The sequence below is a fragment of the Arthrobacter sp. Soil_C_60 genome (assembly GCF_057656375.1).
Genome location: NZ_JBDGKM010000003.1, coordinates 62,814 through 74,522, shown reverse-complemented (window position 1 = coordinate 74,522; position 11,709 = coordinate 62,814). Strand labels below are relative to the sequence as shown.

Genomic DNA, 11,709 nt, shown 5'->3' with positions numbered 1-11,709 from the left:
AACCGGCTGCCACCTCGATCCCGCGCCCGAGTGGTGCGGCTATTCTAAGAGCATCATGGAGACTCAGTGGATGGTTGGCCTCGTCGTTGTTATCGCCGCGGTGGTTTTTCTCGTGAGCTGGCTCAGTGTGCGCCATCTGCCGGCCCGGCGGGCAGCCGCGGTTCCAGGGGTGCCGGTGGAAGTCCTTGATGTCAGGGCGCAGCGCGTGGCCGTGATCCTCAATCCCGTGAAGAACGACGCCGACTCAGCCCGGGAGAAGATCCGGATGGCCTGCACCGCGGCCGGTTGGCCGGAGCCGATGGTTTTCGAGACCACAGTCGAAGATCCGGGGCACACGCAGACAAGACGGGCGCTGGAAGCCGGCGCAGACGTTGTCCTGGCTGGCGGCGGCGACGGAACGGTCCGCGTGGTTACCGGCGAATTGGCAGGCACGAACACACCCTTCGGCCTGGTACCGCTGGGCACCGGAAACCTGCTGGCCCGCAACCTCGGCATCAACCCCGGACAACTGGACGCGAACATCCTCACGGCCCTGCACGGTGCGGACCGCCGGATCGACACCGCGACCATCACGCTGGACAATTCGGTGACCGGCAGCAGCATCACGGAGAGCTTCCTGGTGATCGCCGGCATCGGGCTGGACGCCCAGGTCCTCGCGGACACCAAGGACGATCTCAAACGCAAGTACGGTTGGCTGGCCTACTCCGAAGCGGGCGTACGGAACCTGCCCGGCAAGCGCAAGAAAGTCACCATCAGTATCGACGACGGTCCAGCCCAGACCCGCAGCATCCGCAGCATTCTGTTTGCCAACTGCGGCAAACTGCCGGCAGGCATCGACTTCATCCCGTCCGCGACGGTGGACGACGGCGAGTTGGACATCGTGGTGATGAGCCCGCGCAACGCCATGGGCTGGATCAGGATTGCCGCCAAGACGCTGCTGCGGCACAACGCCCGGATCCCGGTCATCGACTATTACCGGGGGCGCAAGGTCACGGTGACAGCCCATGAACCGATGGGCACCCAGCTCGACGGGGATCTCTCGGGCGACGTGACATCACTGACCGTCCAGGTCCGGCCCTCCGCGCTCAGCGTGCGGGTGGATCCGCAGACCCTGGCGGAAGTTGGCGCCGCAGCTGGTCACAACCGCCGGACGGCCTGACCTCAGCTGCGGCACCGCTCCACCCGTCCGGACAGTCCTACGTGTCCTGGCCGCCGAGGTTGTACGGATCGTCGCTTGAGTCCGCCTCGTCCGTATTGTGCAGCTCCTCGCCCGGAACATCGATGGCCTCGCGCTCCGCGTCCAGCGGCGGCACATCCTCGAGGTTTTCGCTCTCGTCTTCCGGATTCGGAAATTCGCCCTTGGCCTGGTGCTTGATCATTTCCTGCTCTTCGGCCAGGCGCAGGTCATTGCCGAGGTCACCGGCATCGCCGGAACGGAACTCGCTGTTGGTCTGCTGCAGCTGCTCATCATACTGGCCCCCGTCGGCGCCGGTCTCGCTGTGCAGTTCCTCATTGCTTTCGGTCATCGTAGGCACCTTCCGTTCAGTATTGCTCGGCTCCAACTTCGATCAGCTTACTTAGCAAGTGGTGCCAGCGAAAGCTCGACGGCTTCTCAGGCCGGCTGCAGCAGGCGCTGGACCCATTCATGCGCCTCGCGGAATGCTTTGTCCTGATTGTGCCTGGGCACCGCGTAAGCGCGGCCGTCGGCGCGGGGATACGAGCCCAGGAAGAGCGTATCGGGACTGATCCGGTGCAGTCCCCGGACGGCGTCGGCCACGCGCTGCTCGGCCAGGTGTCCGTCAACGTCGAAGCTGAAGAAGTAGTCGCCCAGGAACTGGCCGGTAGGCCGCGACTCAATGCGGCTCAGGTTCACTCCGCGGGTGCCGAACTGTTCGAGGATTTCCATCAGGGCGCCCGGACGGTCTTCGGGCAGCGGGACCACCAGCGTGGTCTTATCAGACCCGGTGGGCTCAGGCAGTCCGTTGGGCCGGCTGACCAGGATGAAGCGCGTGACGGCATCGGAAATGTCGCCGATATCCTCGGCCAGCACGTGGAGGCCGCGCTGTTCTGCCACCAGCGGCGAGCAGATGGCCGCATCATGCGGGCAATTGTCATCGAGCAGCCCTACAGCGGCGGCGGCGGTCGAGGATGCCGGCAGATATGCAGTTTGCGGAATATTGACTTCGCTCCACCTGCGGCACTGGGCCCAGGCATGGGTATGGGTGGAAACAGCCTTGATGTCGGTAAGCGCCAGACCCGGACGGGCTACCAGAACGAAGCGGATGGGAACCAGTTCCTCGCGCAGGATCTGTAGGGGTTCGCCCGTGGCAATGGCATCCAGCGTGGCGCTGACGCCGCCCTCGACGGAATTTTCGATGGGCACCATCGCGGCATCTGCCGTGCCGTTGCGGATCAGTTCGAGGGCGCCGCTGACATTTGCCGCCGGAATGCGGTGCGCCGCGGCGGCCCCCGGGACCTGCAGCAGGGCGGCTTCGGTGAAGGTGCCCTCGGGACCCAGGAAGGTATAGGTACCGCTCATTACTTGACCGTCGGCTCCTGCCCGTTATCGGACACCATCGGTTTGCCGGCCTCGAGCCAGGCACCCATGCCGCCGTCGACATTGACCGCCGAGTAGCCGTTGCCCACCAGCCAGGCAGCGGCACGGTAGGAGCGCCCACCGGTCCGGCAGATCACGTGCAGGTCCTCGTCCGGGTCCAGTTCGTCGAGCCGCTCGGGCAGCTGGTCCAGCGGGATGTGCAGCGCGCCGTCGATATGGCCCGCCTCCCACTCGTAATCCTCGCGCACGTCCAGCACTTTGGCGTCGGCGCCGATGCTGTCCACATCCACGTTCTCGAAGTCGCTCATCGGGGAAACCTCCGCAGAAATCAGTCGTAAGACGGACTGTTTGCCGTCCTCTCCAGCCTATAGTGGGATCACGCTGTGCACCTTAACAAGACTTCCAGACAGAGGTACTGATGGCCGCTGAGCAGCCCACCATTCTGGCCACTTCCGGTGGCTACAAAGCAGGATCCCGCACCCGGTTGGAGTTCAACCACCTGGTCCACCACGCCGTCGAGCTATCCGGCGCCAGTGGACGGGCACCGAAAATCACTCACCTGGGAACGGCCGGCGGTGACCAACGGTGGTACGCGGCCGAGCTGGACGAGGCCGCCCGGGTCGCCGGCTTTGAACTGTCCCATCTGAACCTGTTCAGCATGCCCAACATCGGCAACATCGAGGAGCACCTGCTGGGCCAGGACGTGGTCTGGGTGAACGGCGGGTCCGTGGCCAACCTCCTGGCCGTGTGGCGGGTCCACGACCTGGATACGATCTTCCGCCGGGTCTGGGAATCGGGTGTGGTGCTGGCAGGTGTGTCCGCCGGTTCTATCTGCTGGTTCCGCGGCGGCACCACGGATTCCTTCGGCCCGGAACTGCGTGCCGTCACCAACGGCCTGGCGCTGCTGCCCTATGACAACGGCGTCCACTACGACTCCGAAGCCGAGCGCCGGCCGCTGGTCCACCAGCTGGTCAGCAACGGCACCCTCGGCGAAACCCACTGCACCGACGACGGCGTGGGGCTGGTTTACCGCGGCACCGAGCTGGCGGAGGCGGTCACCGAAGTCAAGGGCAAGCTGGCCTACCGGGTCACGGCCAAGGCCGGGGACGGCCCGGAAGCCGTGGCGGAAGAGGAATCGATCGAGCCGCGCTACCTGGGCTGACGCACACACCGCGGTTCCGGCTGCCGGCCGGAGGAGAGGCGGAGAACGCCTGCCGCGGAACTGACGGGGGATGTATGGATCTGCAGCTGCTACGCGATGGTTTTGTCTCCGGACTCGGGACCGCCATCGCGCTCATTGCCGCCGCCCTGATACTGCTTGTGCTGGCCTGGCTGGCCGCCACCATTGCCCGCCGGGTCCTCGGCGTACCGGTCGGCTGGCCGCGCTCCATGGTGGTGGGCGTGTTCATGATTTTGTCCTTCTCCGCCATGTCCAGATACCTCTACGATGCGGCAGACCTGGGCAGCGTGGACGGCAGCCAACTGAACGTTCCGGCCGCCGTCGTACTGATGTTTTTGGTACTAGCCGTGGCGTGGGTCTTCGCGATCGGCGTCGCCGTGCTGGTGGGGCTGGAGGTTGCCTTCCCCACCGGGTCGCTGCCGAAACTCACCAGCTTCTTCTCCGGCTGGCGCGCCAGGCGGCAGCGCGCCAAGCGCTACACCGACGTGGTGCGGATTGCCTTCAAGCACGGGCTCGGTTCGCAGCTGCGCGGGCTGACGCGCAACGTCCGGAGCGCGGATGAGGAAGAAACGGCGCTGCACCTACGGCTGGCCCTGAACGAGGCGGGCGTGACGTTCGTGAAGCTGGGCCAGATGCTCTCGACCCGCCGCGACGTCCTGTCCGAGCCCTACATCCGCGAGCTCTCCAAACTGCAGACCCACGCCGAGCCCGAACCGTGGTCGGCGATCCGGCCGGCCATCGGCAAATACCTCGGCCGGGACCTGGACGAAGTCTTCTCCTGGGTCAATCCGGAACCGCTCGCTTCGGCGTCCGTGGCCCAGGTCCACGAGGGCACGCTGCTCTCCGGGCAGGTAGTGGTCCTGAAGGTGCAGCGGCCCTCGGCGCTCCGGCAGGTGCGCCGGGACATGGACATTGTGCTGCGGATGGCCCGCTGGCTGGACCGCACCGCGCCTTGGGCCCGCTCGCTGGGCATCAACAATCTCGCCCAGGGATTCGCGGACTCGCTGCGGGAGGAACTGAACTACCGCGTGGAGCTGGAGAACATGCGCAGCGTGGCGGCCGCACTGGCCGAGTCCGGCATCGAGGACGTTCTGGTCCCGCATGCCTACGAGGAGTTCTCCGGCAGCCGCCTGCTGGTCATGGACAAGCTGGACGGCCTGCCCATCTCGCACGCCCATCACCTTCTGGCCGCAATGCAGCCGGTCCAGCGCCATGGGGTCGCCGAAAAACTGCTCAAGGCCACCCTGAGCCAGATCGTGGACACCGGGGTGTTCCACGCGGACCTGCACCCGGGCAACATCTTCCTGCGCGACGACGGCGGCGTCGGCCTGCTGGATTTCGGTTCCGTTGGGCGGCTGGATCCGGCCACCCGCCAGTCGCTGGGAACGCTGCTGTACGCGGTGGAGAAGGACGACGGCGTTTCCGCCACGGACGCCCTGATCGAGCTGCTGGACCGACCGGATGAACTCGATGAACGGGCGCTGGAGCGCGGCGTCGGCCAGCTGCTCACCCGCTACCGCACCGGGTTCGGCGCGCACGGCAGCCGCAGCATGTTCTCGGTCCTGCTCAATCTCCTGGTGCAGCACGGTTTCGCGGTGCCGCCGCAGATCGCCGCGGCCTTCCGCGCCCTGGCCGCCCTCGAGGGGACGCTGGGGCAGATCAGCCCGGATTTCGACGTCGTTGCCGCGGCCCGCGCCGAAGGCAAGCGCATCATGGGCCGGCAATTCAAACCGGGCAACCTCAAGGACCAGCTGGAAAGCCGGATGCTGCAGCTGCTGCCGCTGCTGGACCGCATGCCGCGCCGCATCAACAAGCTGACCGAGGACCTGGAGCAGGGCCGCTTCTCCATGAACGTGCGGATGCTGGCCGATAACCGCGACCGGCACTTCCTGGACACGCTGGTCCAGCAGGTGGTGGTGGCGCTGCTGGCCAGCGCGGCGACGCTGGGCGCGATTGTGCTCATTGCCAGCGACACCGGCCCGATGCTCACGGAGAACGTCAGGATGCACGCGTTCTTTGGCTACACGCTGCTCTTTGCCGGGTTTGTCCTCTCGCTGCGGGCCGTGGCGCTGGTGTTCCGCCGGCATCCCGAAAGCACCAACCGGGACATCTGAGCCGGTACCCGCCGTCGTAGCATGGTGGTTCGGGCTACCGAAGGGCATCTGAATTTTATGAGCGATCTGCACGAACTCTCGGCCTTGCAGCAGCGGGACGCCGTCCGCCGCGGGGAGGTCGGCTCGCGGGAGCTCACCGAGCACTATCTGACCCGGATCGAGGCGCTGAACCCCGAGCTGGGAGCCTTCATCACCGTCACCGCGGAGCAGGCCCTTGCCGCCGCCCGCGAGGCAGACGAGCGCCAGGCCCACGGCCGGGAGCTGCCCCGGCTGCACGGGCTGCCGCTGGCCTTCAAGGACCTGACCGATGTGGCCGGCGTGCGCACCACCCACGGCAGTTCCGCCGTTGACCACGTGCCGGCGCCGGCCAACCACACACTGGTCGACGTCCTGCAGAGCGCCGGCGCCATCAGCCTGGGCAAAACCCAGGTCCCCGAATTCGGGCTGACCTCCTACAGCGAGAACCGGATCGCCCGGCCCGCGCGCAACCCGCTGGATCCGGCCACCAGCCCCGGCGGCTCCTCGGGCGGAAGCGCGGCGGCAGTGGCGGCTGGCATGCTGCCGTTCGCGCCGGGTTCCGACGGCGGCGGATCGATCCGGATCCCTGCCGCGGCGACCGGACTGGTCGGGTTGAAACCGGGACGGACCCGGGTGCCGGCCGGTTCCTCCGGCGAGGACGCCGGGCGGCTGGTGGTCGCTGGCCCGCTGGCCCGGACCGCCGCGGACGCCGGCCTGCTGCTGGACGCGATGGTGGACGAGCCGCTGGCCCGCGCGGCCTTCGGGAAGGAGCCCGATTTCCTCGGTGCCGCGCTGCGGGCCGAGGGCAGGTTCCGGATCGGTGCCAGCACGCTCTCCCCGTTTGCCGCCAGCTACCCGCTCTGGCTCGAGCCCGAGGCCCAGACCGCCTTCGACCAGGGCATCCGGCTGCTCGCCGGCCTTGGCCATGATGTGCTGGACGCGGATTTCCGTTACGACAACCGCTATCCGGACGCCTTCACCACCGTGTGGACCTCCTCGCTGGCCCAGCTGCGGATGCCGGCCAGCCGGGAACCGCAGCTGATGCCGCTCACCCGCGCGTTCCGCCGTCGTGCTTTGAAAAAATCTCCGGCAGAACTGGCCGCGGCGCTGGGGATTCTGGCGCGGTTCCAGGAAGACACCATGGCACAGTTCGGCGCGTACGATCTGGTGCTCACCCCCGCGCTGGCCATGACGCCGCGCCCGGTCGGCTGGTACACCGCCACCAGCGCCGAGGTGGACTACATGCGCCAGTGCCAGTACTCGCCGTACACCTCCATGATCAACGTCTGCGGGCTGCCGGCCATCGCCGTGCCCGTACTGACCACCCCGCGCGGGCATTCCATGGGGATACAGCTGGTGGGCAAACCCGGTGCGGAAGCGGTCCTGCTGGCGGTCGCCGCGCAGCTCGAAAACGTGCGCTGACCGGGGAGAACCCCGCGCAAATCCGGGCATTTCGCCATACCATCGGTTGCAGCAGGCAACCAAGAATATGACAATGCATAAAGCCCGGTGGCAAAATGGAGTAAATGAGCCAAACCTCACAATCGGCTACTCGGCCACAAGCTACCGGCGGTAAGACATTTTTCGGGCACCCCCGAATGCTCGCCAACCTCTTTTCCGTAGAACTGTGGGAGCGCTTCTCCTTCTACGGCATGCAGGGCATCCTCCTCTACTACATGTACTTCTCGGTCGCCGAAGGCGGTCTGGGCATCGACGAAGGCATCGCCACCGGACTGGTGGGAGCCTACGGCGGCGGAGTCTACCTCTCCAGCATTCTCGGGGCGTGGGTCTCGGACCGCCTTCTCGGTTCCGAAAAGGTCCTTTTCTACTCCGGCATCATGATCATGTTCGGCCACATCGCTCTGGCCCTGATCCCGGGCACTGTTGGCCTGGCCATCGGGTTGATCCTGGTGGCCGTCGGGTCCGGCGGGCTGAAGGCCACCGCCACCTCACTGGTCGGCTCCCTCTACGGCGAGAAGGACGAGCGCCGCGACGCGGGCTTCTCCATCTTCTACATGGGCGTGAACATCGGCGGGCTGGTGGGCCCGCTGCTGACCGGACTGGCCCACGTCCAGCTCGGCTTCCACTACGGGTTCGGCCTGGCCGCCATCGGCATGGCCATCGGCCTGACGCAGTACGCGCTGACCCGAAAGAACCTGCCCGAGGAATCCCACCACGTGGCCAACCCGCTGCCGCGCACCCACTTCGGCAGGGTCGCCGGAATCGGGATTGCCGGCCTGGTGGTTGTGGTGCTGGCCGTGGCGCTGGGCCTGGTCACCGCGGAGAACCTCGCCCCGATCATGGCCTGGCTGGCGATCCTCGCCGCCGTGGCCTACTTCGCGGTTATTCTCTCCAGCAAGAAGGTCACGCCGCTGGAGCGCGGCCGCGTCTACGCCTTCATCCCGCTGTTCATCGGCTCCGCCGCGTTCTGGGCACTGTTCCAGCAGCAGTTCACCGTGGTGGCGCTGTACGCGGACAAGCAGCTGGACCGCAACCTCTTCGGCTGGGAAATGCCCGCCAGCTGGGTGCAGTCCATCAACCCGGTGTTCATCATCATCTTCGCCGGCATCTTCGCCACCGTCTGGACCAAGCTCGGCCCCAAGCAGCCCGGCTCCCCGCTGAAGTTCGCCATCGGCCTGGCCGTGATGGGACTGGCCTTCCTGGCCTTCATCCCGCTCTCCGGCGCCGGCGCCAACAGCACCTCGCTGCTGGCGATGGCGGGCATCCTGTTCCTGTTCACCATGGCGGAGCTGTTCCTCTCCCCCACTGGCAGCTCCATCTCCACCAAGCTGGCCCCGAAGGCGTTCCAGACCCAGATGGTGGCGCTGTTCCTGCTCTCCATCTCGCTGGGCACCACGCTGGCCGGCATCCTCGCCGGCTACTACGATCCGGCGAACGAGGCCCCGTACTTCGGCTTCATCGGCATCACCGCGATCATCCTGGGCGTTGCCCTGGCCATCGCGGCACCGTCCCTGAAGAAAATCATGGGCGGCGTGCGCTGACCCCGACCTGATCCGCCGGCCTCGCGCCGGTTCTGCAACTGCAACCAACTAACGACGGCGCCGCTCGAGGTGGGTTTTCCAACTCACCTCGAGCGGCGCCGTCGTTAGTTCAATCGCTTCCCGGTTGCCAACGCGGATGGCAAGCCCCTCAGCCGGATTTCTGCTGGGCTTGCTCCCCCAGCTGCGCCTCGGCCGAAGCGTAGTTTGTTCCCCAGCGGTCGAGATCCGCAACGATGTTTTCCAGGCTCCGCCCCAATGCGGTCAGCGAGTACTCCACCTTGGGCGGGACCTGGGCGAAAACCTTCCGGTCGACGACGCCGTCCTCCTCCAACTCCCGAAGCTGCCGGGTGAGGGTACGCGGACCGGCCAGCGGGAGCAGCCGGCCGAGTTCGCCGAAGCGCAGGGTCCCCTCCAGCAGGTGTTTGACGATGGTGAGCTTCCAGGTGCCGCCCAGAACCGCAACCGCAACCTCCACCGGGCAAATCTGCGCCGCCGTTTCCACTGCTTTCCTCATCGGAGCCCCTTAGTGACAAATTTGTCTGTATCAGCGGTCAAAGACCGTACTGTTGCGATCGAGCCTTAGAACCTAGGCTAGCTGGCATGGCTGGACATTCAACTGTTTTATGGGTCAGTGCCCATCCCGAACCCGAGTCGCTGAACGGCTCGTTCCGCAGGGCGGGGCTGGAACAGCTCCGAAAAAATGGATACACAGTGATCGAATCCGATCTCTACAAGATGGGCTGGAACCCCATCCTTGCGGGCGAGTGCATGGCTTCGCCCGCGCAGCCATTCCGGGTCACCGACGACACCAGACGAGCCTATGTCGACGGCACGCAACCGGCCGACGTAGTACGGGAACAGCAAAAAATCCGGGACGCCGACGCTCTCGTGATCCAGTTTCCGCTGTGGTGGTACGGCATGCCCGCCATTCTCAAGGGGTGGTTCGACCGCGTGTTCGTCAGCGGGTTCGCCTTCGGCAAGGATCCTGCCAGCGGAAGGCGGCTGCGTTTCGAAAACGGCCCCTTTGTAGGCAAGCGCGCCATGGTCGTCACAACGCTCGGGGACCGGGAGGCCTCCATTGGCCCGCGGGGCAAGAGCGGCGAAATCACGGAACTCCTCTTCGGACTGCTGCACGGGACACTGGCCTACACCGGGATGAGTGTCCTGGCACCGTTCGCCCTGCCCAGTGCGGATTTCACGGACCCTTCAACCTACTGCGGTCATCTCCGGAGCCTGCTGGACAGGCTTGACGGCTTGTTCTCGGAGCCGCCGATCCCCTACCGGCCACAGTTCCAGGGCGACTACACGGAGCAATGGGAATTGGTACCGAGTGTCTGTCCCGGGGAAACCGGACTGTCCATCCACTCCCTGTAACCCGGATGCCGGGTACCGTCAGCGCGCGGGCAATCCGGACCGTCCGTGGGCCAGGCCGGTAGGAATTCCGAGGAAGGCCGGTTCCGGAGCCGGGCAGCAGGCGGCGTCTTGGGCTTCCTCCAGGTCTGCAGCGGTATCGGCCGCGGGTGTGTCGCAGCTGCCGGCGAGGTCCGTGGAGCAGACACCGGTTTCGGGCAGTTCCAGCTGCAGCTTGTCGGCAGCTTCGCGGTCTCCGGCGACGGCGGCTGCGACGGAGCGGACCTGTTCGTAGCCGGTGGCCAGCAGGAAGGTCGGGGCGCGGCCGTAGGACTTCATTCCGGTGAGGTAAAAGTCCTTGTCGGGGTGGGCCAGCACCTTGGCACCGTGCGGCGGCACCGTACCGCAGCTGTGGAACTCCGGATCGATCAGCGGGCCCAGCTGGCGGGGCGCCTCCACGGCGGGATCCAGCTCGAGCCGGAGTTCGCGCAGCATGTCCAGGTCGGGGCGGAAGCCGGTGGCCGGAATCAGCAGGTCCACGTCCAGCTGCACGTCGCCGTCGGGCGTCGTCCCGAACACGGCGAGGGTGTCCGCGGTCTTGAAGCCCGTGATGCTGAAGGAGGTATGCAGCTCGATCCGGCCGTCTTCCACCAGCTTGCGCAGCCTGGTACCGAGTTGGCCGCGGGCGGGGAGGCCGTCCAGATCGCCGCCGCCATAGAGCCCGGTTACGTCCGCGCCGCGCACAGCCCAGCTGATCCGGGTGCCGGGTTCGTTCCTGGCCAGCTGTCCGAGGTTGAGCAGGGTGTTGGCAGCCGAATGTCCGGCTCCGACCACGAGGATATGTTTGCCCGCGAACCGCGCACCGCCGCGGCCGGTCACGTCGGGCAGCGGTTCGGTGATGTGTCCGGTAGCGATGGCTTCCGCTTCGCCCGGTGCGGGCAGTCCCGCCTGGCCCAGCGGGTTCGGCTGACTCCAGGTGCCGGAGGCATCGATCACCGCGCGGGCGTGATGATCGGCCACCGTGCCGGAAGCATCCCGGACCCGGACCAAGAACGGTGTCTCGTCCCTGTGCCGGGAATGGGTTTTATCCAGCCCTGCCCGGCTGACGGCGATCACCCGGGAGGAAGTGTGCAGGGCGTCCCGGATGGCCGGGACCGCTGCCAGCGGCTCGATGTACCGCTCGATGAGGTCGGTGCCGTAAGGCAGCGAGGTCAGCCGCGGTTCCTCCCAGCCGGTCCCCTCGAGCAGTCGGCGGGAGGCGGCGTCGATGTTGAACCGCCATGGCGAGAAGAGCCGGATATGGCCCCAGGCACGGATGGCCGCACCCGGCCCGGTTCCGGCTTCGAAGATGACCGGCCTCAGTCCGCGCTCCAACAGGTGGGCCGCGGCGGCCAGGCCTACCGGCCCGGCTCCGATGACGACGACGGGAAGTTCCGCGATGTCAGTGGAATCGGCTTTGTCAGGCATGGCTTCCTCTTCCTCGAGCGG

11 protein-coding genes are annotated in these 11,709 nt (G+C 66.6%); 6 read left to right on the top strand and 5 right to left on the bottom strand.

What is annotated here, in order from left to right; all coding sequences use genetic code 11:
- Positions 1-55 precede the first annotated feature (55 nt).
- Positions 56-1,159 carry a diacylglycerol/lipid kinase family protein gene (locus AC3A4M_RS07110; RefSeq protein WP_498734884.1) on the top strand — a complete coding sequence of 368 codons (1,104 nt, stop codon included), beginning with the start codon at positions 56-58 and terminating at the stop codon, positions 1,157-1,159.
- Between the two features lie 37 nt (positions 1,160-1,196).
- Here the strand turns inward: AC3A4M_RS07110 and AC3A4M_RS07105 are convergent, their stop codons facing one another.
- From AC3A4M_RS07105 to AC3A4M_RS07095, 3 genes are all read right to left on the bottom strand, one after another.
- A complete protein-coding gene (locus tag AC3A4M_RS07105) occupies positions 1,197-1,526 on the bottom strand; it encodes a hypothetical protein (protein WP_498734883.1) in 330 nt (109 codons plus the stop codon).
- 86 nt (positions 1,527-1,612) lie between these two features.
- Positions 1,613-2,539, bottom strand: a complete 927-nt coding sequence (gene pheA / locus AC3A4M_RS07100; protein ID WP_498734882.1) for a prephenate dehydratase — start codon at positions 2,537-2,539, stop codon at positions 1,613-1,615.
- Complete coding sequence (locus AC3A4M_RS07095; RefSeq protein ID WP_074700228.1) at positions 2,539-2,865, bottom strand: rhodanese-like domain-containing protein; 327 nt, start codon at positions 2,863-2,865, stop codon at positions 2,539-2,541. Before AC3A4M_RS07095 ends, pheA begins: the two co-directional genes overlap by 1 nt.
- A 110-nt stretch (positions 2,866-2,975) precedes the next feature.
- Between AC3A4M_RS07095 and AC3A4M_RS07090 the strand changes: the two genes are divergently transcribed.
- From AC3A4M_RS07090 to AC3A4M_RS07075, 4 genes are all read left to right on the top strand, one after another.
- On the top strand, positions 2,976-3,719 hold the full coding sequence (locus tag AC3A4M_RS07090; RefSeq protein ID WP_498734880.1) for a Type 1 glutamine amidotransferase-like domain-containing protein: 744 nt from the start codon (positions 2,976-2,978) through the stop codon (positions 3,717-3,719).
- Between the two features lie 74 nt (positions 3,720-3,793).
- Complete coding sequence (locus AC3A4M_RS07085; RefSeq protein WP_498734879.1) at positions 3,794-5,851, top strand: ABC1 kinase family protein; 2,058 nt, start codon at positions 3,794-3,796, stop codon at positions 5,849-5,851.
- A gap of 57 nt (positions 5,852-5,908) precedes the next feature.
- Complete coding sequence (locus tag AC3A4M_RS07080; RefSeq protein WP_498734877.1) at positions 5,909-7,291, top strand: amidase; 1,383 nt, start codon at positions 5,909-5,911, stop codon at positions 7,289-7,291.
- Between the two features lie 104 nt (positions 7,292-7,395).
- Positions 7,396-8,871, top strand: a complete 1,476-nt coding sequence (locus AC3A4M_RS07075; protein WP_498734876.1) for a peptide MFS transporter — start codon at positions 7,396-7,398, stop codon at positions 8,869-8,871.
- A 148-nt stretch (positions 8,872-9,019) separates the two neighbouring features.
- Here the strand turns inward: AC3A4M_RS07075 and AC3A4M_RS07070 are convergent, their stop codons facing one another.
- Positions 9,020-9,385, bottom strand: coding sequence for a winged helix-turn-helix transcriptional regulator (locus AC3A4M_RS07070; protein WP_498734875.1), 366 nt, complete (start codon positions 9,383-9,385; stop codon positions 9,020-9,022).
- 86 nt (positions 9,386-9,471) lie between these two features.
- Here AC3A4M_RS07070 and AC3A4M_RS07065 point away from each other — a divergent pair, with 86 nt between their 5' ends.
- A complete protein-coding gene (locus AC3A4M_RS07065) occupies positions 9,472-10,245 on the top strand; it encodes an NAD(P)H-dependent oxidoreductase (protein WP_498734874.1) in 774 nt (257 codons plus the stop codon).
- A gap of 18 nt (positions 10,246-10,263) precedes the next feature.
- Here AC3A4M_RS07065 and AC3A4M_RS07060 read toward each other — a convergent pair whose 3' ends face one another.
- Positions 10,264-11,688 carry an FAD-dependent oxidoreductase gene (locus AC3A4M_RS07060; RefSeq protein WP_498734872.1) on the bottom strand — a complete coding sequence of 475 codons (1,425 nt, stop codon included), beginning with the start codon at positions 11,686-11,688 and terminating at the stop codon, positions 10,264-10,266.
- Positions 11,689-11,709 lie beyond the last annotated feature (21 nt).